The sequence below is a fragment of the Xanthomonas sp. JAI131 genome, assembly GCF_013410075.1.
GTDB lineage: Bacteria > Pseudomonadota > Gammaproteobacteria > Xanthomonadales > Xanthomonadaceae > Xanthomonas_A > Xanthomonas_A bonasiae.
Map to the genome: position 1 here is coordinate 272,440 of NZ_JACCCN010000001.1, position 23,595 is coordinate 296,034.

Genomic DNA, 23,595 nt, shown 5'->3' on the forward strand with positions numbered 1-23,595 from the left:
CAATGGCACAGCATCCCCACGCTCCCACCGGTCCGGTCGGCCCTGCGCCGCTGCCGCACCAGGTGGTGTACACCACGCTGCACTACGACACCCCGTGGTCGTACGAGAGCTACCTGAAGACCGGTGGCTACGCCGCCCTGCGCAAGATCCTCGAAGAGAAGATCGCGCCGGAGCAGGTGATCGAGATGGTCAAGCAGTCGAACCTGCGCGGCCGCGGCGGCGCCGGTTTCCCGACCGGCCTGAAGTGGTCGTTCATGCCCAAGGGCGCGCCGCAGAAATACATCCTGTGCAACTCGGACGAGTCCGAGCCGGGCACCTGCAAGGACCGCGACATCCTGCGCTACAACCCGCATTCGGTGGTGGAGGGCATGGCCATCGCCTGCTACGCCACCGGCAGCACGGTCGGCTACAACTACCTGCGCGGCGAGTTCCACCACGAGCCGTTCGAGCACTTCGAGCAGGCCCTGGCGGACGCCTATTCCAACGGCTGGCTGGGCAAGAACGTGCTCGGCAGCGGCGTGGACATCGACATCTACGGCGCGCTCGGCGCCGGCGCCTACATCTGCGGCGAAGAGACCGCGCTGATGGAGTCGCTGGAAGGCAAGAAGGGCCAGCCGCGCTACAAGCCGCCATTCCCGGCCAACTTCGGCCTGTACGGCAAGCCGTCGACGATCAACAACACCGAGACCTACGCTTCGGTGCCGGCGATCATCCGCAATGGGCCGGAATGGTTCCTGGGCCTGAGCAAGACCAAGAACGGCGGGCCGAAGATCTTCTCGGTGTCCGGCTGCGTGCAGAAGGGCGGTAACTTCGAGGTGCCGCTGGGCACCACCTTCGACGAACTGCTGGAGATGGCCGGCGGCCTCAAGCCGGGCCGCACGCTGAAGGGCGCGGTGCCGGGCGGCGTGTCGATGCCGGTGCTGAAGGCCGAGCAGCTCAAGGGCCTGCAGATGGACTACGACACCCTGCGCGCACTGGGCACCGGCCTGGGCTCGGGCGCCATCGTGGTGCTCGACGACAGCGTGTGCTGCGTCAAGTTCGCCTGCCGCATCTCGCAGTTCTTCCACAAGGAATCCTGCGGCCAGTGCACCCCGTGCCGCGAGGGCACCGGCTGGATGCACCGCGTGCTTGAGCGCATCGTCGCCGGCAAGGCCACGATGGAAGACCTGCACCAGTTGAGGACGGTGGCCGGCCAGATCGAAGGCCACACCATCTGCGCGTTCGGTGAAGCGGCGGCATGGCCCATCCAGGGCTTCCTGCGCCAGTTCTGGGACGAATTCGAGTACTACATCGTCAACGGTCATTCGATGGTTGACGGCAAGAAGGTGGAGGCAGCCGCCGCATGAGCGCGCAACCCAACAATCCTGGCGTGACCCCGGCCGTGGTGCCGGAGGGACATGTGACCGTCGAGATCGACGGCCAGTCCCTGGTCGTGCCCAAGGGCTCGATGATCATCCAGGCGGCCGACAAGGCCGGCATTCCGATCCCGCGCTTCTGCTACCACGAGAAGCTGCCGATCGCGGCCAACTGCCGCATGTGCCTGGTCGATGTGGAGAAGTCGCCGAAGCCGTCGCCGGCCTGCGCGACGCCGGTGATGGACGGCATGAAGGTCGCCACGCGCAGCGAGAAGGCGCTCAAGTACCAGCGCAGCGTGATGGAATTCCTGCTGATCAACCACCCGCTGGATTGCCCGATCTGCGATCAGGGCGGCGAGTGCGAGCTGCAGGACGTGTCGCTGGGCTACGGCCGCTCGGTCAGCCGCTTCAACGAGCGCAAGCGCGTGGTGGCCGACGAGGACATCGGTCCGCTGGTCGCCACCGAGATGACCCGCTGCATCCAGTGCACGCGCTGCGTGCGCTTCACCGCGGACATCGCCGGCACCTACGAGCTGGGTGGCATGTACCGCGGCGAGAACCTGCAGATCGGCACCTACGACGGCAAGCCGCTGACCACCGAGCTGTCGGGCAACGTCATCGACGTGTGCCCGGTCGGCGCGCTGACCAACAAGGTGTTCCAGTTCCGGGCGCGTCCGTGGGAACTGACCGCGCGCGAATCGCTCGGCTACCACGACGCGATGGGCTCCAACCTGTTCCTGCACGTGCGCCGCGGCGAAGTGCTGCGCACCGTGCCGCGCGACAACGAGGCGGTCAACGAGTGCTGGCTGTCCGACCGCGACCGCTATTCGCACCAGGGCCTGTACGCGGCCGACCGCGCCACCCGGCCGCTGCGCAAGATCGACGGCCAGTGGCAGGAAGTGTCCTGGGCCGATGGCCTGGCCGCCGCCGCCGACATCCTGAACAGCAACCGCGGCGATGCGCTGGGCGTGCTCGCGCACCCGGCCACCTCCAACGAGGAAGGCGCCTTGCTGGCGCGCCTGGCCGACGGCCTGGGCAGCGGCAACCTGGACCACCGCATCGGCAACCGCGATTTCTCCGATGCCGCCGTGGCCGAGCCGTTCGCGGTGCCGCTGGCGCAGATCGAGCAGGCCGACGTGATCGTGGTGCTGGGCAGCAACCTGCGGCATGAGCTGCCGCTGCTGCACGCCCGCATCCGCAAGGCGCGGATGCAGCGCCAGGCGCGCGTGTACTCGATCAACCCGGTCGATTTCGATTTCGCCTTCGACCAGGCCGGCAAGCAGATCGTGGCCCCGTCCGGTTTCGCCGCCGCGCTCGCCGATGCGGCGCTGCGCGAGGCGGTGCAGGGCGCGGCCGGGCGTGCGGTGCTGATCGTCGGCGCGCTGGTCGAGAACCATCCGCAGGCCGCCGCGCTGCGCGCCGCCGCGCGCGACTTCGCCGCTGCCACCGGCGCGGCGCTGTGCCGCGTGCCGCAGGGCGCCAATGCGGTGGGCCTGGCCAAGCTCGGCGTGCTGCCGAGCGCGCGCGACGTGGCCGGCATGTTCGCCGAGCCGCGCAGCGCCTATGTGCTCTACGGCATCGAGCCGGGCCTGGACTTCGCCGATGCCGGCGCCGCGCGCGCCGCGCTGGGCGCGGCCAAGGTGGTGGCGTTCAGCCAGTTCGCCTGCGCCTCCACCCGCGATGTCGCCGATGTGATCCTGCCGATCGGCGCGCTGCCGGAAATCGACGCGACGCTGACCAACCTGGACGGCGTCGAGCAGTTGGCGCGTGCCGCCGGCAAGCTGCCGGACCAGGCGCGCGAAGGCTGGCGGGTGCTGCGTGCGCTCGGCGGCGAATTGCAGCTGGCCGGCTTCGACTTCACCGACCTGGCCGGCCTGCGTGCCGGCGTGCAGCCGCGCAGCGTGAGCCTGCGCGGTTCGGCGCAAGGCGCGGCGGCGGGCGAGGGCATCGAAGTGGCGGCGACGCCGGCGATCTACCGCACCGATGCGGTGGTGCGCCGTGCGCCCGCGCTGCAGACGCATCCGCTCAACGACGCGCCGGCGATCCGCCTGCATCCCGAGCATGCCGCGCAACTGGGCGTGGCCGCCGGGCAGGTGGTCAAGGTCGGCAACGCCGTCGGCAACGCGACGCTGCCGGTGGTGCTGGATCCGCGGGTCGCGGCAGGGGTGGCCTGGATCGAATCCGGCCATGGTGCGACGGCGCCGATCGGTGCCGGCCGGGTAACGGTGGTGGCTGCATGAACGAGATGCTGTTGAACGTGGTCGATCCGCTGCACCAGTGGTTCGTCGGCCTGGGCGCGATCGGCGTGGTCCTGTGGATCGTGCTGAAGATCCTGCTGATCGCCATGCCGGTGATCATCTCGGTGGCGTTCTACGTGGTCTGGGAGCGCAAGCTGATCGGCTGGATGCACGTGCGCCACGGACCGATGTACGTGGGCATGGGCATCTTCCAGGCCTTCGCCGACGTGTTCAAGCTGCTGTTCAAGGAAATCATCCAGCCCAGCAGCTCGCACAAGGCGATGTTCGTGATCGCGCCGCTGATCACCCTGGCGCCGGCGTTCGCGGCCTGGGCCGTGGTGCCGTTCGACGCCAAGCTGGTGCTGTCCAACGCCAACGCCGGCCTGCTGTACCTGCTGGCGATGACCTCGCTGGGCGTGTACGGCATCATCCTGGCCGGCTGGGCGTCCAACTCCAAGTACGCGTTCCTGGGCGCGATGCGCTCGGCCGCGCAGGTGGTCAGCTACGAGATCGCGATGGGCTTCGCCCTGGTCGGGGTGATGATCGCCGCCGGCAGCCTCAACCTGAGCACGATCGTGGCGGCGCAGGCCGGCAACTCCGGCTTCTTCGACTGGTTCCTGGTGCCGCTGTTCCCGCTGTTCATCGTGTACTGGGTGTCCGGCGTGGCCGAGACCAACCGCGCCCCGTTCGACGTGGTCGAGGGCGAGTCGGAAATCGTCGCCGGACACATGGTCGAATATTCGGGCGGCGCGTTCGCGCTGTTCTTCCTGGCCGAATACGCCAACATGATCCTGGTCAGCTTCCTGGTCTCGATCTTCTTCCTGGGCGGCTGGCTGAGCCCGATCCAGGGCTGGGTCACGGCGGACATCTCGCCGTGGGTCAACTGGATCTGGACCGGCGGCTGGCCGTGGCTGCTGATGAAGGTGTTGTTCTTCGCCAGCGCCTACATCTGGTTCCGCGCCAGCTTCCCGCGCTACCGCTACGACCAGATCATGCGCCTGGGCTGGAAGGTGTTCATTCCGCTGACGATCGTGTGGATCGCGGTGACGGCATTGATGGTGTTCTACGGCGTGATCCACAAGGGCGTGTAAGCGATGAATAAAGTCACCCATTACTTCAAGAGCCTGCTGCTGCTCGAGCTGCTCGGCGGCCTGTGGCTGACCCTGAAGTACACGTTCCGTCCCAAGTACACCGTGCTGTACCCGATGGAGAAGTTCCCGCAGTCGGTGCGCTTCCGCGGCCTGCACGCGCTGCGCCGCTATCCCAACGGCGAGGAACGCTGCATCGCCTGCAAGCTGTGCGAGGCGGTGTGCCCGGCGTTGGCGATCACCATCGATTCGGCCAAGCGCGAGGACGGCACCCGCCGCACCACGCGCTACGACATCGACCTGTTCAAGTGCATCTACTGCGGTTTCTGCGAGGAAAGCTGTCCGGTGGACTCGATCGTGGAAACCCACGTGCTCGAGTACCACTTCGAGAACCGCGGCGAGAACATCGTCACCAAGCCGCAGCTGCTGGCGATCGGAGACCGGCTCGAAGCCGAGATCGCCGAGCGCCGCGCCGCCGACGCCGCCTTCCGCTGAGGTCCCGAAATGGATTGGGTAAATATCGCTTTCTGGATCTTCGCCACCATCGCCGCGGTCTCCGCCGGCGCGGTGATCAGCGTGCGCAACTCCGTGTACGCGGTGCTGTGCCTGATCCTGACCTTCTTCTCCATCGCCTGCGTGTGGCTGCTGGTGGGCGCCGAGTTCCTCGGCGTGACCCTGGTGCTGGTCTATGTCGGCGCGGTGATGGTGCTGTTCCTGTTCGTGGTGATGATGCTCGACATCGATACCGCGCGGCTGCGCCAGGGCTGGGTGCGTTACCTACCGGTCGGGCTGGTGGTGGCGGTGGCGATGCTGGTGCAGATGGTCACCCTGATCGGGGTCAAGGCGCGCACCGCCACCCCGTTCCCGGCCGACAACGCCGCTGCGCAGGCCGCCGACACCTCCAACATCACCTGGCTGGCCAAGACCCTGTTCACCCAGTTCCTGCTGCCGTTCGAATTCGCCGCGATCATCCTGACCGTGGCGGTGGTGGCGGCAGTGATGCTGACCCTGCGCAAGCGCACTGGCATCAAGACCCAGAACCCGGGCGAGCAGGCGCGGGTCAAGGCCGGCGACCGCTTGCGCATCGTCAAGATGGATGCCGAAACGCCCACGCTGCACACCCCGGCTCCGGCGCCGCAGGAGGGCCAGCCATGATCACCCTAGGCCACATGCTGGCGCTCGGCGCGGTGCTGTTCTGCATCAGCCTGGCCGGCATCTTCCTCAACCGCAAGAACGTCATCGTGCTGCTGATGTCGATCGAGCTGATGCTGCTGTCGGTCAACATCAACTTCGTCGCGTTCTCGCGCGAACTCGGCGACGCCGCCGGCCAGCTGTTCGTGTTCTTCATCCTGACCGTGGCCGCGGCCGAGGCCGCCATCGGCCTCGCCATCCTGGTGACGCTGTTCCGTACCCGCCACACGATCAACGTGGCCGAAGTCGATTCGCTGAAGGGCTGACCCGTAGATGGAAATCACTCTCTCCAAGAGTCTGCTGATCGCGGTGGTGCTTGCGCCGCTGGTCGGCAGCATCGTCGCCGGCCTGTTCGGTCGCCAGGTCGGCCGCAAGGGCGCCCAGTCCGTCACCATCCTCGGCGTGGCGATCAGCTGCGCGCTGTCGTGCTGGACGCTGTACCAGCTAGTCGGGCAGGGCGCGTCGCCGTTCAACCAGAACCTGTACACCTTCTTCGAGGTCGGCCACTACTCGGCCCACGTCGGCTTCATGGTCGATCGGCTGACCGCGATGATGATGGTGGTGGTGACCTTCGTGTCGCTGCTGGTGCACATCTACACCATCGGCTACATGGCCGAGGATCCCGGCTACCAGCGCTTCTTCAGCTACATCTCGCTGTTCACCTTCTCGATGCTGAGCCTGGTGATGAGCAACAACTTCCTGCAGCTGTTCTTCGGCTGGGAAGCGGTGGGCCTGGTGTCGTACCTGCTGATCGGGTTCTGGTTCAAGCGGCCGAGCGCGGTGTTCGCCAACATGAAGGCGTTCCTGGTCAACCGCGTCGGCGACTTCGGCTTCATCCTCGGCATCGCCGGCGTGCTGCTGTGGTTCGGCACGCTCGACTACGCCAGCGTGTTCGCCAACGCCACGGCGGTGCTCGGCAGCGAGACGGCCGGCGGCCTGGCCCAGGTGCAGCTGTTCCAGGGCCACCCGTGGAACGTGGCGACGATCATCTGCATCTGCCTGTTCATCGGCGCGATGGGCAAGTCGGCGCAGGTGCCGCTGCACGTGTGGCTGCCCGACTCGATGGAAGGCCCGACCCCGATCTCGGCGCTGATCCACGCCGCGACCATGGTCACCGCCGGCATCTTCATGGTGGCGCGCATGTCGCCGCTGTTCGAGCTGTCGGAAACCGCGCTGAACTTCGTGCTGTTCATCGGCGCCACCACCGCGTTCTTCACCGGCCTGATCGGCATCGTGCAGAACGACATCAAGCGCGTGGTCGCCTACTCGACGCTGTCGCAGCTGGGCTACATGACCGTGGCGCTGGGCGTGTCGGCGTACTCGGCGGCGGTGTTCCACCTGATGACCCACGCCTTCTTCAAGGCGCTGCTGTTCCTGGCCGCCGGCTCGGTGATCGTCGGCATGCACCACGAGCAGGACATGCGCAAGATGGGCGGCCTGCGCAAGTACATGCCGGTCACCTACTGGACCAGCGTGATCGGCACCCTGGCCCTGGTCGGTACCCCGTTCTTCGCCGGCTTCTATTCCAAGGACACGATCATCGAGGCGGCCGCGCACCATGCGCACGAGTCGCACAACTGGATCGCGACCTACGGCTACTGGGCGGTGCTCGGCGGCGTGCTGATCACCAGCTTCTACAGCTTCCGCCTGCTGTTCCTGACCTTCCACGGCAAGGAACGCTTCCGCGACGCGCATGCGCACGAGGCGCACGCGCACCACGACAGCGCGCATGCCGACGCGCACGACACGCATGCGCATGACGACCATGGTCACGACGACCACGGCCACCATGGCGCGCACGAGCCGCACGAGTCGCCGTGGGTGGTGACGGTGCCGCTGGTGCTGCTGGCGATCCCGTCGATCGCGATCGGCTTCTTCACCATCGGCCCGATGCTGTTCGGCACCGATTGGGCGGGGCATCATGCCGCGGTGGCGATCAAGGGCCAGGCGGTCAGTTTCTTCAGCGGCATCATCGACTTCTACAACCCGGCGCGCGACAGCGTCGGCGCGTTGGCCGAAGAGTTCCACGGCCCGGTCGCGTTCGCGCTGCACGGCCTGACCCAGCCGCCGTTCTTCCTGACCCTGGCCGGCTTCGCCCTGGCCTGGATCCTGTACCTGTGGAAGCCCGAGCTGGCGGCGAAGGCGCGCAAGACGTTCTCGCTGCCGGTGTGGATCCTCGAGAACAAGTACGGTTTCGACAAGCTCTGGATCGACGGCTTCGCCGGCGGCGGGCTGGGCCTGGGCAAGGTGTCGCGCGCGGTGGATACGCATGTCGTGGACGGCGTCATGGTCAACGGCACCGCGCGCGTGATCGACCTGGCGGCCAACCTGCTGCGTCGCACGCAATCCGGTTTCCTCTATCACTACGCCTTCGCGATGATCATCGGTCTCATTGCCCTGTTGGGCGTGCTGATGCATTTCTGGCGTTGACCTGTACGGAATAAGAACACGTGTCGAACTGGCCCCTACTGACTCTCCTGATCTGGCTGCCGATCCTCGGCGGCGCGCTGATCCTCGCGTTGCGCGACGCCAAGGCGGCGCGCTGGGCGTCGCTGCTGGTCGCGTTGCTGACCTTCGCCCTCAGCCTGCCGCTGCTCACCGGCTTCGACTACGCCAGCGACGCGCTGCAGTTCGTCGAGACCCATGCGTGGATCCCGGCCTACGACATCGGCTACAACCTCGGCGTCGATGGCATCGCGATCGCGCTGATCGTGCTGACCACGCTGGTCACGGTGCTGGCGCTGATCGGCGCCTGGACCTCGATCGAGAAGCGGGTCAACCAGTACGTGGCCGCGTTCCTGATCCTGGAAGGCGTCACCGTCGGCATCTTCGCCGCCACCGACGCGATGCTGTTCTACGTGTTCTTCGAGGCGATGCTGATCCCGATGTTCCTGATCATCGGCATCTGGGGCGGCCCGCGCCGCATCTACGCCGCGGTCAAGTTCTTCCTGTACACCTTCCTCGGCTCGGTGCTGATGCTGGTCGGGTTGATCTACCTGTACCTGAAGGGCGGCAGCTTCCAGCTCGCCGACCTGTACCAGCTGTCGCTGACCTCCAAGGAACAGACCTGGTTGTTCTTCGCTTTCCTGATCGCGTTCGCGGTCAAGGTGCCGATGTTCCCGGTGCACACCTGGCTGCCGGACGCGCACGTCGAGGCGCCGACCGCCGGTTCGGTGATCCTGGCGGCGATCGCGCTGAAGATCGGCGGCTACGGCTTCCTGCGCTTCAATCTGCCGATCCTGCCCGACGCCAGCAACGAGTGGGCCTGGCTGGTGATCGCGCTGTCGCTGATCGCGGTGATCTACGTCGGCCTGGTCGCGCTGGTGCAGGACGACATGAAGAAGCTGATCGCGTATTCGTCGATCGCGCACATGGGCTTCGTCACCCTCGGCACCTTCATCGCCTTCGCCCTGGTCGGCTTCGGCAGCACCGATGCGGCGCGCCTGGGCCTGCAGGGCGCGATGGTGCAGATGATCTCGCACGGTTTCGTGTCCGGCGCGATGTTCTCCTGCGTCGGCGTGCTCTACGACCGCATGCATACCCGCCGCATCGCCGACTACGGCGGCGTGGCCAACGTGATGCCGTGGTTCGCCGCGTTCTCGATGCTGTTCTTCATGGCCAATGCCGGCCTGCCGGGAACCAGCGGGTTCGTCGGCGAGTTCATGGTGCTCATGGCCAGCTTCCAGACCCATCCGCTGCTGGCCGTCGGTGCGGGCACGACCCTGGTGATCACCGCCGCCTATACCCTGTGGCTGTACCGGCGCGTGTTCTTCGGCGAAGTGGCCAACGCGCACGTGGCCGAGCTGAAGGACATCAACGGCCGCGAGGCGCTGGTGCTGGGCGTGTTTGCGGTGGGCGTGCTGGTCCTGGGCCTGTATCCGAAGCCGCTGACCGACCTGATGGAACCCTCGATCGCAAAGCTGGCGGCGCAGATCGCCACCAGCAAGCTGTAATCGGGCCGTCGAGCGAAATGATTCCAGAGATTTGATGATGACCACCCCTGCGCTACTGCCCCTGACCGCCGTCGACCTGCCGCCCCTGCTCCCCGAGCTGGTGCTGACCGGCGGCGCCTTCGCCCTGCTGATGCTCGATCTGTTCGTCAGCGAGCGCAACAAGGCCTGGACCCACATCGTCTCGGTGGCGATCCTGGTCGCGGTGTTCGCGATGCTGCTCGCCGGCGTGGGCGGGCAGGGCGAGGTGTTCAACGGCATGTTCGTGCGCGACGCCGCCGCCGACGTGATGAAGACGGTGATCGTCGGCCTCAGCGCGCTGACCCTGATCTACGGCTGGAGCTACCTGCGCGAGCGCAAGCTGTACCAGGGCGAGATCCCGGTGCTGGTGCTGTTCGCCACGGTCGGCATGATGATCCTGGTCTCGGCCGGCAGCCTGCTGATGGTCTACCTGGGCCTGGAACTGCTGGCGCTGTGCTCGTACGCCCTGGTCGCGTCGAACCGCGACAACGGCATGGCCACCGAAGCGGCGATGAAGTACATCGTGCTCGGCTCGCTGGCCTCGGGCCTGCTGCTGTACGGCATGTCGCTGATCTACGGCGCCACCGGCACGCTGAGCCTGACCGGCATCCACGAGGCGATCGGTTCCACCCACGAGCGCACGCTGCTGCTGACCGGCACCGTCTTCATGATCGCCGGCGTGGCGTTCAAGCTCGGCGCCGCGCCGTTCCACATGTGGCTGCCCGACGTGTACCAGGGCGCGCCGGCACCGATCGCGCTGTTCATCAGCTCGGCCTCGAAGCTGGCCGCGTTCGGCATGGCCTACCGGCTGCTGGAAGTGGGCGTCGGCCCGCTGGCCGAGCAGTGGCACTGGGTGATCGGCGGCCTGGCGGCGCTGTCGCTGCTGGTCGGCAACCTGATGGCGCTGGCGCAGAGCAACCTCAAGCGCATGCTGGCGTATTCGACCGTCTCGCACATCGGCTTCCTGCTGCTCGGCGTGGCCGGCGGCGGCGAGCGCGGCTATGCGGCGGCGCTGTTCTATGCGATCTGCTACGCGGTGATGTCCACCGCCTCGTTCGGCGCGATCATCGCGATGTCGCGCAAGGGCTTCGAGGCCGAGCACATCGACGACTTCAAGGGCCTGAACGCGCGCAACCCGTGGATGGCGCTGCTGGTGCTGTGCATCATGGCCTCGCTGGCCGGCGTGCCGCCGTTCCTGGGCTTCTGGGCCAAGCTGGCGGTGCTCGGCGCGGTGGTCGCGGTGCCGACCGACAACCTGTGGTGGACCGGCCTGGCGATCCTGTCGGTGCTGTGCGCGGTGATCGGCGCGTTCTACTACCTGCGCGTGATCAAGGTGATGTATTTCGACGAGCCGGTCGGCGAGCCGTTGCCGGCCAACGACGACCGCGTGCTCGGCGTGGTGCTCGGCGTCAATGCGATCGGCTTGCTGGCGCTGGGCCTGGCCTGGAGCCCGCTGATGGCGTGGTGCCAGCGCGCGTTCGCGCATCTGGCCTGATCGCGCGCCAAAGCGCTGTTTTCAAGCTGTTTGCGACAACGCCGCCGTCCTGGCGGCGTTGTCGTTTGTGCATCGAGCGATGCTATCGGTATTCCGTTATCGGTCGCGTGCGGTTATCATGTCGCTCGAAGACCGGCGGCATCGCCACCGGGTCGGATGAAAATCAGGGCTTGCAATAATCGCGCTGGTTCTTCATAATTCCGCTTCTGCTGCGGGGTGGAGCAGTCTGGCAGCTCGTCGGGCTCATAACCCGAAGGTCGCAGGTTCAAATCCTGCCCCCGCTACCATATTTGTCTACAGCGGCAACCAGTTCACCGGTTGCCTGCGGTAGGGAAATTTGGGCTTCGCGAAGACGCATGTTCCCGTCTTTGCAACCGGAATCCAGCTTTACCGGAGTCGTACCGGACAAGGGGCCCAACGGGCCCTTTGTCGTTTCCGGGGTCCGGGAAAACCGCCAGGACCGATTTCATTCATTCAAATGCAAGGCAGGCTGTGAGCGACAAGGCAAACGAAATCGCGAATCTGCTGGGCCCGACCGTGGACGCGTTGGGTCTGGAACTGCTGGGGGCGGAATACCTGCCGGCCCCGGGCGGCGCCACGCTGCGCCTGTATATCGACGTGCCGCTGGCCGAACAGCCCGAGCGCATCGTCAACATCGACGATTGCGAGCGGGTCAGCCGCGAAGTGTCGGCGCAGCTGGACGTGGAAGATCCGATCAGCGGCAACTACACGCTGGAAGTGTCCTCGCCCGGCGTGGACCGTCCGCTGTTCACCGCCGCGCAGTTCGCGCGCCACCAGGGCGAGTCGGCCAAGGTGGTGTTGAAGCTGCCGCAGCAGGGCCGTCGGCGCCTGCAGGGGCGCATCGCCCAGGTGGACGCGGACGCCGGCCGCATCGTGTTCGAGGTCGACGGCGCCGAACTGGCGGTGGATTTCGACAATATCGACAAGGCGCGGATCCTGCCCGACTGGGCGGCGCTGGGCCTGGCCCCGACCAAGCCGGGCAAGACGCCCAAGCAGCCGGGTAGCACCCCAAAGCCGCCGGCCAAGCGCCCCAAGCCGGCCGGCAAGACCGCAAAACCCAATAAGAAACCATCCAACGAACCGGCAGCCGACAAGGCTGCGCGCGGAGCGAAAGAATGAGCAAGGAACTGTTGCTGGTAGTCGACGCGGTGGCCAACGAAAAAGGCGTGCCGCGCGAAGTGATCTTCGACGCGATCGAGGCCGCCTTGGCCTCGGCGGCGAAGAAGCGCTACCCCGATCAGGACGTGCTGACGCGCGTCACCATCGATCACAAGGACGGCAATTACGAAACCTACCGCCGCTGGGAAGTGGTGGCCGACGACGTGGTGATGGAATCGCCGGACCGGCAGATCCGCCTGATGGACGCGGTCGACGAAGCCGAAGGCGTGGACGTCGGCGACTACATCGAAGAGCAGATCGAGAACCCGGATTTCGGGCGCATCGCCGCGCAGGCCGCCAAGCAGGTGATCGTGCAGCGCGTGCGCGAGGCCGAGCGCCAGCAGGTGGTGGACGCGTGGAAGGACCGCATCGGCGAGCTGGTCACCGGCGTGGTCAAGCGCGCCGAGCGCGGCAACATCTATGTCGATCTGGGCGGCAACGCCGAGGCCTTCATTCCCAAGGACAAGGGCATCCCGCGCGACGTGCTGCGCGCCGGCGACCGCGTCCGCGGCTACCTGGCCGAAGTGCGCTCGGAGCCGCGCGGCCCGCAGCTGTTCATCAGCCGCGCCGCGCCGGAATTCATGATCGAGCTGTTCAAGCTGGAAGTGCCGGAAGTGGGCCAGGGCCTGGTCGAGATCAAGGCCTGCGCGCGCGATCCGGGCGACCGCGCCAAGATCGCGGTGCTGGCGCACGACACCCGCACCGACCCGATCGGCGCCTGCATCGGCATGCGCGGTTCGCGCGTGCAGGCGGTGTCCAACGAGCTCAACGGCGAGCGCGTGGACATCGTGTTGTGGAACGACAACCCGGCCAATTTCGTCATCAACGCGATGGCGCCGGCCGAGGTGCAGTCGATCATCGTCGATGAGGAAAAGCACTCGATGGACCTGGCGGTGGCCGAAGACCGGCTGGCCCAGGCGATCGGCAAGGGCGGCCAGAACGTGCGTCTGGCCAGCCGCCTGACCGGGTGGCAGCTCAACGTGATGACCGCCGAGCAGGTCGCGGCCAAGTCCGAGGCCGAGCAGACCGTCGCCCGCCAGCTGTTCATGGAAAAGCTGGAAGTGGACGAGGAAATCGCCGCGATCTTGGTCGCCGAGGGCTTCAACTCGGTCGAGGAAATCGCCTACGTGCCGGTCGGCGAGCTGCTGGCGGTGGAAGGCTTCGACGAGGACATCGTCGAGGAACTGCGGGCCCGCGCGCGCGATGCGCTGCTCAACGAGGCGCTGGCCGCCGAGGAAAGCGACGACAGCGGCGTGCCGGCGGCGGATTTGCTGTCGCTGGAAGGCATGGACGAGGCCACCGCCTACGCGCTGGCCAGCCATGGCGTGCGGACCAGCGAGGACCTGTCGGATCTGGCTGCGGACGAAATCCTCGAATTCGGCATCGAGGATGTGGACCAGGAGCGCGCCGCTGCGCTCATCCTGGCAGCCCGTGCCGAGGAGATCGCCCGATTGGAACGCGGCGAATGAGTCAGCGATGAATGCCGCCCTGAACCGATCAGGGCTTAGAATCCGCGCTACCTTCGCACGCGAGGGGGCGCCAACCAGATCATAGGATCCGAATGTCGCAGCAAACCACCATCCGCAAGCTGGCCGAACTGGTGAATACGCCGGTCGATAAACTGCTGGTTCAACTGGCCGAGGCCGGAATGAAGTTCAGCGGTCCCGACCAGGTCGTGACCAGTACCGAAAAGATGAAGCTGCTCGGCTTCCTGCGCCGTACCCACGGCAAGACCGACAAGCCGGTCGAGGAAGAAGCCCAGGCCGCGCCGAAGAAGATCACCCTGAACCGGCGCAAGCTGCAGGAAGTGACGGTCAGCGCCGGTCGCAGCAAGACCACGGTCAACGTCGAGGTCCGGCAGAAGCGTACCTACGTCAAGACCGCCGAAGACCTCGCTGCCGAGCGCGCGGGCATGTCGTCGGGCGGACGGGTGGATGACGAGCGCGCCGAGATCCTGCGCAAGCTGGAAGCCTCCAAGCAGCGCAACCTGGCCGAACAGCAGAAGCTCGCCGAGCAGGACCGTGCGCGCGCCGAGGAAATCGAGCGCAAGCGCCAGGCCGAGCAGGATGCGCGCGACCGCGTCGAAGCCGAGCGCAAGGCCGCGCAGGCCGCGCTGGAAGCCGAGTCGGCGCCGCCGGCGGCCGCGGCTGCGCCTGCGTCCGCTGCGACCCCGAATGCCGGTGCCGGCACCGGTGCCGCCGCCGCGCCGCGTGCGCCGCGTCCGGCCAGCGCGCCGCATCATCCGCCGAAGCCGGCCGCGCCGCGCAGCGACGACCGCAACGCCGGCAACAAGCACAAGACCCGCGGCTCGCACGTGATGGTCGCCGGCGTCGAGGACGACGACAGCACCAGCCGCTTCGCCGGCCAGCTGCACCTGTCCGCGGCCGATCGCGCGCGCCGTTCCAACGTGCGCGGCAAGCCGCGCGGCGGCAACAGCGGCGGCCGTCGCCAGCCCGAGCCCTCGCGCAGCGGCGGCGGTGCGCATGGCTTCGAGCGTCCGACCGCACCGGTGGTGCGCGAAGTGGCGATCGGCGAGACCATCACCGTGGCCGACCTGGCGCAGAAGCTCGCGCTGAAGGGCGGCGACGTGGTCAAGGCGCTGTTCAAGATGGGCGTGATGGCCACCATCACCCAGTCCATCGACCACGACACCGCGGCGCTGATCACCGAAGAGCTCGGCCACAAGCCGGTGCGTGCGGGCAGTGCCGACGCCGAGGACGCGCTGCTGGCGCACACCGAGGACGAGCAGGGCGAGAAGCGCTCGCGTCCGCCGGTGGTCACCATCATGGGTCACGTCGATCACGGCAAGACCTCGCTGCTGGATTACATCCGCCGCACCAAGGTCGCCTCGGGCGAAGCCGGCGGCATCACCCAGCACATCGGCGCGTATCACGTCGAAACCGATCGCGGCGTCATCAGCTTCCTGGATACCCCGGGCCATGCGGCCTTCACCTCGATGCGCGCGCGCGGCGCCAAGCTGACCGACATCGTGGTGCTGGTGGTGGCGGCCGACGACGGCGTGATGCCGCAGACGATCGAGGCGGTCAAGCACGCCAAGGCGGCCGGCGTGCCGCTGATCGTGGCGGTCAACAAGATCGACAAGTCCGGCGCCGATCCGCTGCGGGTCAAGAACGAACTGCTCTCGCAGGACGTGGTCGCCGAAGAATTCGGTGGCGACACCCAGTTCGTCGAAGTCTCGGCCAAGACCGGCGCGGGCATCGACACGCTGCTCGACGCGATCTCGCTGCAGGCCGAAGTGCTGGAGCTGAAGGCGGTGTTCGATGGCCGCGCCAGCGGCGTGGTGATCGAATCCTCGCTGGACAAGGGCCGTGGCCCGGTGGCGACGGTGCTGGTGCAGCAGGGCAGCCTGAAGCGCGGCGACTACCTGGTGTGCGGCGTGCAGTACGGCCGCGTGCGTGCGCTGTTCGACGAGACCGGCGGCCAGCCGGCCGAGGCGGGTCCGTCGATCCCGGTGCAGGTGCTCGGCCTGTCCGGCGTGCCGGATGCCGGCGACGACTTCGTCGTGGTCGACGACGAGCGCCTGGCCAAGGACGTGGCGCAGCAGCGCGAGGCCAAGCGCCGCGAGTCGCGCCTGGTGTCCTCGGCGGGCAGCCGCATGGAAGACATCATGTCGCAGCTCGGCAAGGGCGAAGGCCAGCTGTCGCTGAACCTGGTGATCAAGGCCGACGTGCAGGGTTCGGTGGAAGCGCTGAAGCAGTCGCTGGTGGCGCTGTCCAACGAGCAGATCCGGATCAACGTGATCCACTCCGGCGTCGGCGGCATCACCGAGTCCGATGCGAACTCGGCGCTGGCCTCCAAGGCCACGGTGATCGGCTTCAACGTGCGTGCGGACGCTTCGGCGCGGCGCATCATCGAAACCAACGGCGTGGACCTGCGCTACTTCTCGATCATCTATGACGTGATCGACCAGGTGAAGCAGGTGGCCTCCGGTCTGCTCGGCGTGGAAATCCGCGAAGAGATCATCGGTACCGCCCAGGTGCGCGACGTGTTCCGCAGCTCCAAGTTCGGCGCGGTCGCCGGCTGCATGGTCGTGGAGGGCGTGGTCAAGCGCAACAAGCCGATCCGCGTGCTGCGCGACAACACCGTGGTCTTCGAGGGCGAGCTGGAATCGCTGCGTCGCTTCAAGGAGAACGTCGACGAGGTGCGCAACGGCACCGAGTGCGGTATCGGCGTGAAGGCCTACAACGACGTCAAGCCGGGCGACCAGATCGAGTGCTTCGAGCGCATCGAAGTGCAGCGCACGCTGTAAGAAGCCGGGAGTCGGGATTCGGGAATCGGGATTGGGAAAAGTGGCGGCCTGGTGCGCGTCGCTCGTTCCCGCCCATTCCCGGTCCCGCGCTCCGAACAGAGAGATTCCGGACCATGGCAACAAAATCCTTTCACCGTACCGATCGCGTGTCTGCGCAGATCCGCCGCGACCTGGGCACGATCGTGCATTCGGCCGTGCGCGATCACGGCCTGCCGTCGGTCAGTGTTTCCGACGTCGAGGTCACCCGCGACCTGGCCCATGCCAAGGTGTTCGTCACCGCGTTGCTGCCCGAGCGCTCCGTAGAGGCGGTCAAGGGCCTGAAAGAGCTGGCGCCGCAACTGCGTAGCGAGCTGGCGCGGGCGATGAAGCTGCGCCACGTGCCCGAACTGCATTTCCACTACGACGATTCGGTCGATCGCGGCGAGCGCATCGACAACCTGCTGCGCGACATGCCCGAATTGCAGCAGTCGGAAGACGCCGAGGGCGACAGCGACGGCGACGCGGTCCCGCCGAAAGCCTGAGTCGTTGCCGCCGGTGCGATTGCATCGGCACCGCGCGTCGGGCGCACTGCAGGCCACCCATGTTTGCGTCGGCCCGTGCTCCGCAGCCTTGTCTGCGCGGCCGGCAGATCCTTCTGCATCGGCCTGCTTTTCCTTCTGGCCTGCGACGATCGCAGGCCTTACCGTTCGATTCCCGATTCCCGATTCCCGATTCCCGATTCCCGATTTCCGAATCCCGAATCCCGAATCCCGAATCCCGAATCCCCCAGCTTCCAACGCCATGCCCGTCTTCGGCCCCCGACTGCCCCGCATTTCCTTCCGCCGCCTCGACGGCATCGTGCTGCTCGACAAGCCGGCCGGCATGAGTTCCAACGCGGCGCTGCAGGCGGCGCGGCGGCTGTTCCGTGCCGAGAAGGGCGGCCATACCGGCAGCCTGGATCCGCTGGCCACCGGCCTGCTGCCGCTGTGCTTCGGCGAGGCGACCAAGCTGGCCGGGCTGCTGCTGGGGTCGGCCAAGGCCTATGAAGCCGAGATCGTGCTCGGCGTAAGCACCGACAGCGACGATGCCGACGGCGCGGTGCTGCGCACCCGGCCGGTGCCGGCGATCGATGCGGCGACCCTGCAGGCGGCGCTGGCGCCGCTGCGCGGACGCATCCGCCAGCGCGCGCCGATCTATTCGGCGCTGAAGCAGGGCGGCGAGCCGCTGTACGCGAAGGCGCGCCGCGGCGAGGCGATCGAGGCGCCGGAGCGCGAGGTCGAGGTCCACGCCATCGACGTGCTCGCCCACGAGAGCGAGCGCCTGCGCCTGCATGTGGCCTGCGGTTCCGGCACCTACATCCGCAGCCTGGCCCGCGACCTGGGCGAGGCGCTGGGCTGCGGCGCGCATATCGCCGGGCTGCGGCGCTTGTGGGTGGAGCCGTTCCGGCAGCCGCAGATGGTGACCCTGGAACAGCTGCAGCAACTGGCCGCGCAGGAGCCGCAGGCGCTGGAGGCGCTGTTGCTGCCGCTGGCCGCCGGCCTGGTCGACTTCCCGCCGTTGCGCCTGGACCATGCTGCGGCGCAGCGTTTCCGCATGGGCCAGCGCCTGCGCGATGCGGCCTGGGCGCCGGGCGCGGTCGCGGTGTTCGGCGAGGACGGCCTGCCGCTGGGGCTGGGCCAGGTCGATGCCGGCGGGCTGCTGGCGCCGCAGCGCATGTTCAACCTCTGATTCGCGACCTGCCGAGGAGCCCGGCGCGGGCCGCGATGCGGCCGGCCTGGCCGTGACGCGGCGTTAACACCTTGTTCGTCCGGGCTGGGGCCGGTACAATTCGGCGGCCTTTACGGCAACCCTGCGCTCCGGCGCAATCCTTCGCAATCGGCGAGCCAGGCGGTGCGTCTCATCAGCACGTTTCTGCCGGCCCCGCATCTCAGAGAAAACACACCATGTCCATCGACACCCAGAAAGTCATCGAAGAAAACAAGCGCGGCGCCGCCGACACCGGCTCCCCGGAAGTGCAGGTCGCCCTGCTGACCGCGCGCATCGAGCTGCTGACCGGCCACTTCAAGACCCACAAGAAGGACCACCACAGCCGCCGCGGCCTGCTGCAGATGGTCAACCGCCGCCGCAGCCTGCTCGACTATCTGAAGAAGAAGGATGGCGAGCGCTACAAGGCGCTGATCGAGAAGCTCGGCCTGCGTCGCTGAGTCAACGAACCCTACCGCGGCGCAGTGATGCGCCGCGGTTTTGTTTTGGGTAGTACCGTGGCCCGGGGAATGCTCCGCGCCGCCGGCCGGATCCTCCCGGCCACCCGCCAGCGGCATGGGCCGTCAGCGGTCCATTCGAAGACAGCATCATCCAAGGAAACCCCGTGGCAAAAATCACCAAAACCTTCCAGTACGGCAAGCACACCGTCACCCTCGAAACCGGCGAGATCGCCCGCCAGGCCGGCGGCGCCGTCATCGTCAAGATGGACGACACCGTACTGCTGGTCACCGCCGTCGCCGCCAAGAGCGCGCGCGAAGGTCAGGACTTCTTCCCGCTGACGGTCGACTATCAGGAGAAGTTCTACGCCGGCGGCCGCATCCCCGGCGGCTTCTTCAAGCGCGAGGGTCGTGCGACCGAGAAGGAGACGCTGATTTCGCGTCTGATCGACCGTCCGATCCGTCCGCTGTTCCCGGAGGACTACAAGAACGAAGTGCAGATCATCGCCACGGTGATGTCGATGAACCCGGACATCGACGGCGACATCGCCGCGCTGATCGGCGCCTCGGCCGCGCTGTCGCTGGCCGGCACCCCGTTCAACGGCCCGATCGGCGCCGCCAAGGTCGGTTACAAGAACGGCGAATACATCCTCAACCCGACCATCACCGAGCTGAAGGATTCGCAGCTGGAGCTGGTCGTGGCCGGTACCGCCAACGCGGTGCTGATGGTCGAGTCCGAAGCGGCGCTGCTGTCGGAAGAAGTGATGCTGGGCGCGGTCACCTTCGGCCATCGCGAGATGCAGAAGGTCATCAACATCATCAACGAGCTGACCGTCGAAGCCGGCACCAAGCCGTCCGACTGGGTCGCCCCGGCGAAGAACGAAGGCATGATCGCGGCGCTGAAGGAAGCGGTCGGCGATCAGCTGGCGTCGGCGTTCCAGGTGCGCGACAAGCTGCAGCGTCGCGACGCGATTTCGGCGATCAAGAAGGACGTGCTGGCGCAGCTGGCGCCGCGCGCCACCGTCGAAGGCTGGGTCGCTGCCGACCTGTCCAAGGAATTCGGCGAGCTGGAATACCAGACCATGCGCGGCTCGGTGCTGAGCACCAAGGTGCGCATCGACGGCCGTGCGCTGGACACTGTGCGTCCGATCAGCGTCAAGGCCGGCGTGCTGCCGCGCACCCATGGCTCGGCGCTGTTCACCCGCGGCGAGACCCAGGCGATCGTCATCACCACGCTGGGCACCGCCCGCGACGGCCAGGTGATCGACGCGGTCAGCGGCGAGTACAAGGAAAACTTCCTGTTCCATTACAACTTCCCCCCCTACTCGGTGGGCGAGTGCGGCCGCTTCGGTGCGCCGAAGCGTCGCGAGATCGGTCACGGCCGCCTCGCCAAGCGCGGCGTGCTGGCAGTGATGCCGAGCATGGAAGAGTTCCCGTACACGATCCGCGTGGTGTCGGAAATCACCGAGTCCAACGGTTCCTCGTCGATGGCCTCGGTGTGCGGCAGCTCGCTGGCGCTGATGGACGCCGGCGTGCCGGTGAAGGCGCCGGTCGCGGGTATCGCGATGGGCCTGGTCAAGGAAGGCGACGACTTCGTGGTGCTGTCGGACATCCTGGGTGATGAAGATCACCTGGGCGACATGGACTTCAAGGTCGCCGGTACCGCCGAAGGCGTGTCCGCGCTGCAGATGGACATCAAGATCGAAGGCATCACCGAAGAGATCATGAAGCAGGCCCTGGCGCAGGCCAAGGCCGGCCGCCTGCACATCCTCGGCGAGATGGCCAGCGCGCTGACCAGCCCGCGTTCGGAACTGAGCGACTACGCGCCGCGCCTGCTGACGATCAAGATCCACCCGGACAAGATCCGCGAAGTGATCGGCAAGGGCGGCTCGACCATCCAGGCGATCACCAAGGAAACCGGCACCCAGATCGACATCCAGGACGACGGCACCATCGTCATCGCCTCGGTCAACGCGATCGCTGCGCAGGCCGCCAAGGCGCGCATCGAGCAGATCACCTCGGACGTGGAGCCGGGCCGCATCTACGAAGGCAAGGTCGCCAAGATCATGGACTTCGGTGCGTTCGTCACCATCCTGCCGGGCAAGGACGGCCTGGTGCACGTGTCGCAGATCTCCAGCGACCGCGTCGAGAAGGTCAGCGACGTGTTGAAGGAAGGCGATCTGGTCAAGGTCAAGGTGCTGGAAGTCGACAAGCAGGGCCGTATCCGCCTGTCGATGAAGGCCGTGGAAGAAGGCGAGGGCGTGACGGCCGAGTAAGCCGTCGGCGTCCAACGCTGCAGCAAGGAAAAAGCGGGCTTCGGCCCGCTTTTTTCATGCGCGGCGTTTGCGCGCGATGCGTTCGGTTAACGGTAGGAATGCGGCAGGCCGCGATCCCCGCGATCCCCCCGCGACCCCTTGTAGGAGCGGCTTCAGCCGCGACAGGAGCTTTCCCGGCAATGCCAGGTCGCGGCTGAAGCCGCTCCTACAGGAGCAATCCAACGTTCTAACCAGGCGCTGAGTCCGCCTCGTCGCCGATCACCGGATAGCGCGCCAGGTGCGCCGACAGCGGCCCCGGGTGCGCCAGTTGGTAGCCTTGCCCGTAGCGCGCGCCCAGCGCCTGCAGCGTGGCCAGTTCGCTCTCGGTCTCGATGCCTTCGACGATCACGCTGGCGTCGGTCTCGGCGGCGAAGGACAGGATCGCCAGCGCCAGCCGCTGGCGCCGCGGTTCGGCGTCGATGCCGCGGGTCAGGGTCAGGTCCAGCTTGATGATGTCCGGCGACAGGTGCAGCAGGTGGCGCAGGCTGGCGAAGCCGGTGCCGGCGTCGTCCAGCGCGATGCGCAGGCCCTGCCGCTGCAGCGCGCCGATATGCTCGGACAGGCGCGGATAGTCCGGCGCCTGCAATTGCTCGGTGATCTCCAGCACCACCCGCGACAGGTCGTGGCCGTGCAGCAGCGCCTCCAGCTGCGGGTGCAGCAGGGTCTGCGCGGAGACGTTGATCGCCAGGTACAGCGGCGCCGGCAGCTGCGGCAGCAACTGCAGCGCCTTGCGCGCCGCGGCCAGCTCCAGTTCCAGCGCCAGCCCGACCCTGCTCGCGTCGTCGAACCAGCGCAACGGCGCCAGGCCGGGATTGGACGGGAACCGCGACAAGGCCTCCACGCCGACGATGCGCTGCGTGGACAGCGCCAGCACCGGCTGGGTCACGATCTGCAGGCGCTCGTTGGCGACCACCTCGCGGATGCGCGTGGCGATCGCCGCCTTCTCGCGGAACGCGTGCTTCTCCGCGTTCTGGCGGCGCGCGATATCGGTCTGCAGCGCAGCGCGGTCCATCGCCAGCGCCAGCGTCGCGCCGACCAGGGTCGCCAGCATTTCCAGCGTGCGCACGTCCTGCGGGGTGTAGCTGCAGCGGTACGGCGACATCACCTTCAGTACGCCGATGCCGCGGTCGCCGTAGCGCAGCGGCACCACCAGCATCGAGCGCAGGCCGACCTTGCGGCAGGCGACCAGATTGACCCGCGGGTCTTCTTCCGAATCGTCGCACTGCAGCACCTGGCCGCTGCGCATGCACAGGCCGGACAGGCTGCCGTCGCTGGGCAGGCGCAGGCCCAGGTGTCGTTCGGCGATGCCGCTGGCCGACCAGTACAGCATGTCGTTGCCGTCGCACATCTCCACCACCGCGCCGGTGGAGCGGGTCAGCTCCTGCGCGCGGCGGGTCACCACATCGACCACTTGCAGCGGGTCGCTGCCGGCGGCGGCGATCTCGCCCTGGGCGAGGATGATCCGCGACAGCAGCAGCGCATCCTCGCTCATCGCCGAGGCAACGGGGCCGCGCTCGGCAGCGGTATCGGCGGGGCGCTGGACCCAGTCCGAAATGTCGGGTTCCCTGGTCATGTCGCGATCATGCGCCTATGGTTCGGCGCAGGGCAATCGGAACGCGCCGGGGTTGCGCTGGCGAAGCACGGAACTGCCGTGCGCATCACGCCGCGCCGCCGCATGCCGCGTCGCGTCGCTCAGCCGGTGGCGCCCTTGCGCGGCTTGCCGTACAGGCTGCGCAGTTCGTCCTTGGCCTGTTCCAGCACCTCGCGGCGCTGGGCCGGCAGCTGCTTGCCGGCGCGGTTGATGTAGAAGGTCAGCATCGACATCGCCGAGCGGTAGGGACCGGTGCGGCGCCGCGCGCTCTGGTCGGCGGAGTGCTTGAGCGAACGGGCGATGGACACCGGGTCGTCGCGTTCGAACACGCTGGGCGTGAGATCCAGCGCATCGCTGCTCTCGTTGACGCGCTGCACCCAGTGGGCGGTGGAAACATTCGAGCTGCTGTGTGCCATTGGTGATGCTCCTTGGCTAGGGAAGTGAAGAGTGGAAGTCGACGCGGAATCGCCATGCCGCCGATGGCGAGCGAATGGGTGGAGCGAAGAAACCATCGTCGTCGGTGCGGACGCTGCCGCGATGCACGCCGATACCGCACACGCGCGTTGCGATGCTGTCGCGCGTGGCGGCCATCGCGGACCACCGGCGTTGCGCAATGCCATCGCGCGCGCAGGCATGCGCCGCGCCTGCGTGGCTGCGCCGGCATCGACGCGGTTGTTCGATCATGCTGCCATGCTGCATGCAAGGCTCCCCGAAGCGAATTTC

At 67.3% G+C, this 23,595-nt stretch carries 19 protein-coding genes and 1 tRNA gene; 17 read left to right on the forward strand and 3 right to left on the reverse strand.

Translation table 11 applies throughout. The features are described 5' to 3' along the window. The first annotated feature begins 2 nt into the window (after positions 1 to 2). The 17 genes from nuoF to pnp all read left to right on the forward strand — a co-directional run bounded on the left by nuoF (position 3) and on the right by pnp (position 21,242). A complete protein-coding gene (gene nuoF, locus HDC36_RS01195) occupies positions 3 to 1,346 on the forward strand; it encodes an NADH-quinone oxidoreductase subunit NuoF (RefSeq protein ID WP_145700758.1) in 1,344 nt (447 codons plus the stop codon). Further along, positions 1,343 to 3,595, forward strand: a complete 2,253-nt coding sequence (gene nuoG / locus HDC36_RS01200) for an NADH-quinone oxidoreductase subunit NuoG (RefSeq protein WP_179563849.1) — start codon at positions 1,343 to 1,345, stop codon at positions 3,593 to 3,595. The genes nuoF and nuoG overlap by 4 nt, the downstream gene beginning before the upstream one ends. Next, a complete protein-coding gene (gene nuoH, locus HDC36_RS01205) occupies positions 3,592 to 4,683 on the forward strand; it encodes an NADH-quinone oxidoreductase subunit NuoH (protein WP_179563850.1) in 1,092 nt (363 codons plus the stop codon). Before nuoG ends, nuoH begins: the two co-directional genes overlap by 4 nt. Before the next feature lie 3 nt (positions 4,684 to 4,686). Then, a complete protein-coding gene (gene nuoI, locus HDC36_RS01210; protein WP_003467418.1) occupies positions 4,687 to 5,175 on the forward strand; it encodes an NADH-quinone oxidoreductase subunit NuoI in 489 nt (162 codons plus the stop codon). A 9-nt stretch (positions 5,176 to 5,184) separates the two neighbouring features. Beyond that, positions 5,185 to 5,835 (forward strand): NADH-quinone oxidoreductase subunit J, encoded by a 651-nt coding sequence (locus HDC36_RS01215; RefSeq protein WP_179563851.1) that lies wholly within the window; start codon positions 5,185 to 5,187, stop codon positions 5,833 to 5,835. Continuing rightward, positions 5,832 to 6,137: an NADH-quinone oxidoreductase subunit NuoK gene (gene nuoK, locus HDC36_RS01220; RefSeq protein ID WP_179563852.1), complete on the forward strand. Its 306-nt coding sequence runs from the start codon at positions 5,832 to 5,834 to the stop codon at positions 6,135 to 6,137. Before HDC36_RS01215 ends, nuoK begins: the two co-directional genes overlap by 4 nt. A 7-nt stretch (positions 6,138 to 6,144) precedes the next feature. Beyond that, the gene (gene nuoL / locus HDC36_RS01225) at positions 6,145 to 8,301 is read left to right on the forward strand and encodes an NADH-quinone oxidoreductase subunit L (protein WP_179563853.1); all 2,157 of its coding nucleotides are present in this window, start codon (positions 6,145 to 6,147) and stop codon (positions 8,299 to 8,301) included. A gap of 20 nt (positions 8,302 to 8,321) precedes the next feature. Continuing rightward, positions 8,322 to 9,824, forward strand: coding sequence for an NADH-quinone oxidoreductase subunit M (locus HDC36_RS01230; RefSeq protein ID WP_179563854.1), 1,503 nt, complete (start codon positions 8,322 to 8,324; stop codon positions 9,822 to 9,824). A 37-nt stretch (positions 9,825 to 9,861) separates the two neighbouring features. Next, positions 9,862 to 11,337, forward strand: coding sequence for an NADH-quinone oxidoreductase subunit NuoN (gene nuoN / locus HDC36_RS01235; RefSeq protein ID WP_179565524.1), 1,476 nt, complete (start codon positions 9,862 to 9,864; stop codon positions 11,335 to 11,337). Between the two features lie 210 nt (positions 11,338 to 11,547). Continuing rightward, positions 11,548 to 11,624: transfer RNA gene (locus HDC36_RS01240), tRNA-Met, on the forward strand. A 205-nt stretch (positions 11,625 to 11,829) separates the two neighbouring features. Next, complete coding sequence (gene rimP / locus HDC36_RS01245; RefSeq protein ID WP_179563855.1) at positions 11,830 to 12,477, forward strand: ribosome maturation factor RimP; 648 nt, start codon at positions 11,830 to 11,832, stop codon at positions 12,475 to 12,477. Beyond that, entirely contained in the window at positions 12,474 to 13,985 is a 1,512-nt protein-coding gene (gene nusA / locus HDC36_RS01250; RefSeq protein ID WP_179563856.1) for a transcription termination factor NusA, read from the forward strand. Before rimP ends, nusA begins: the two co-directional genes overlap by 4 nt. Positions 13,986 to 14,077: 92 nt before the next feature. Next, positions 14,078 to 16,786, forward strand: a complete 2,709-nt coding sequence (gene infB, locus HDC36_RS01255) for a translation initiation factor IF-2 (protein ID WP_179563857.1) — start codon at positions 14,078 to 14,080, stop codon at positions 16,784 to 16,786. Between the two features lie 113 nt (positions 16,787 to 16,899). Next, complete coding sequence (rbfA, locus tag HDC36_RS01260; RefSeq protein ID WP_179563858.1) at positions 16,900 to 17,307, forward strand: 30S ribosome-binding factor RbfA; 408 nt, start codon at positions 16,900 to 16,902, stop codon at positions 17,305 to 17,307. Between the two features lie 259 nt (positions 17,308 to 17,566). Then, a complete protein-coding gene (gene truB / locus HDC36_RS01265) occupies positions 17,567 to 18,493 on the forward strand; it encodes a tRNA pseudouridine(55) synthase TruB (RefSeq protein WP_179563859.1) in 927 nt (308 codons plus the stop codon). 215 nt (positions 18,494 to 18,708) lie between these two features. Then, complete coding sequence (gene rpsO / locus HDC36_RS01270; protein ID WP_003467392.1) at positions 18,709 to 18,969, forward strand: 30S ribosomal protein S15; 261 nt, start codon at positions 18,709 to 18,711, stop codon at positions 18,967 to 18,969. Between the two features lie 164 nt (positions 18,970 to 19,133). Beyond that, complete coding sequence (gene pnp / locus HDC36_RS01275) at positions 19,134 to 21,242, forward strand: polyribonucleotide nucleotidyltransferase (RefSeq protein ID WP_179563860.1); 2,109 nt, start codon at positions 19,134 to 19,136, stop codon at positions 21,240 to 21,242. Positions 21,243 to 21,468: 226 nt separating this feature from the next. On the opposite strand, the gene HDC36_RS01280 is transcribed toward pnp, so the two are convergent. The 3 genes from HDC36_RS01280 to HDC36_RS01290 form a co-directional block, all read right to left on the reverse strand. After that, on the reverse strand, positions 21,469 to 22,854 hold the full coding sequence (locus HDC36_RS01280; protein WP_179563861.1) for an EAL domain-containing protein: 1,386 nt from the start codon (positions 22,852 to 22,854) through the stop codon (positions 21,469 to 21,471). A gap of 119 nt (positions 22,855 to 22,973) precedes the next feature. After that, on the reverse strand, positions 22,974 to 23,288 hold the full coding sequence (locus tag HDC36_RS01285) for a DUF3175 domain-containing protein (RefSeq protein ID WP_179563862.1): 315 nt from the start codon (positions 23,286 to 23,288) through the stop codon (positions 22,974 to 22,976). A gap of 16 nt (positions 23,289 to 23,304) precedes the next feature. Then, entirely contained in the window at positions 23,305 to 23,556 is a 252-nt protein-coding gene (locus tag HDC36_RS01290) for a hypothetical protein (protein WP_179563863.1), read from the reverse strand. Positions 23,557 to 23,595 lie beyond the last annotated feature (39 nt).

Excerpts from the sequence above, each read along its gene's own strand:
- nuoF (WP_145700758.1), top strand. The coding sequence starts at position 3 with ATGGCACAGCATCCCCACGCTCCCACCGGTCCGGTCGGCCCTGCGCCG.
- nuoG (WP_179563849.1), top strand. The coding sequence starts at position 1,343 with ATGAGCGCGCAACCCAACAATCCTGGCGTGACCCCGGCCGTGGTGCCG.
- nuoH (WP_179563850.1), top strand. The coding sequence starts at position 3,592 with ATGAACGAGATGCTGTTGAACGTGGTCGATCCGCTGCACCAGTGGTTC.
- nuoI (WP_003467418.1), top strand. The coding sequence starts at position 4,687 with ATGAATAAAGTCACCCATTACTTCAAGAGCCTGCTGCTGCTCGAGCTG.
- HDC36_RS01215 (WP_179563851.1), top strand. The coding sequence starts at position 5,185 with ATGGATTGGGTAAATATCGCTTTCTGGATCTTCGCCACCATCGCCGCG.
- nuoK (WP_179563852.1), top strand. The coding sequence starts at position 5,832 with ATGATCACCCTAGGCCACATGCTGGCGCTCGGCGCGGTGCTGTTCTGC.
- nuoL (WP_179563853.1), top strand. The coding sequence starts at position 6,145 with ATGGAAATCACTCTCTCCAAGAGTCTGCTGATCGCGGTGGTGCTTGCG.
- nuoN (WP_179565524.1), top strand. The coding sequence starts at position 9,862 with ATGACCACCCCTGCGCTACTGCCCCTGACCGCCGTCGACCTGCCGCCC.
- nusA (WP_179563856.1), top strand. The coding sequence starts at position 12,474 with ATGAGCAAGGAACTGTTGCTGGTAGTCGACGCGGTGGCCAACGAAAAA.
- infB (WP_179563857.1), top strand. The coding sequence starts at position 14,078 with ATGTCGCAGCAAACCACCATCCGCAAGCTGGCCGAACTGGTGAATACG.
- rbfA (WP_179563858.1), top strand. The coding sequence starts at position 16,900 with ATGGCAACAAAATCCTTTCACCGTACCGATCGCGTGTCTGCGCAGATC.
- truB (WP_179563859.1), top strand. The coding sequence starts at position 17,567 with ATGCCCGTCTTCGGCCCCCGACTGCCCCGCATTTCCTTCCGCCGCCTC.
- rpsO (WP_003467392.1), top strand. The coding sequence starts at position 18,709 with ATGTCCATCGACACCCAGAAAGTCATCGAAGAAAACAAGCGCGGCGCC.
- HDC36_RS01280 (WP_179563861.1), bottom strand. The coding sequence starts at position 22,854 with ATGACCAGGGAACCCGACATTTCGGACTGGGTCCAGCGCCCCGCCGAT.
- HDC36_RS01285 (WP_179563862.1), bottom strand. The coding sequence starts at position 23,288 with ATGGCACACAGCAGCTCGAATGTTTCCACCGCCCACTGGGTGCAGCGC.
- HDC36_RS01290 (WP_179563863.1), bottom strand. The coding sequence starts at position 23,556 with ATGATCGAACAACCGCGTCGATGCCGGCGCAGCCACGCAGGCGCGGCG.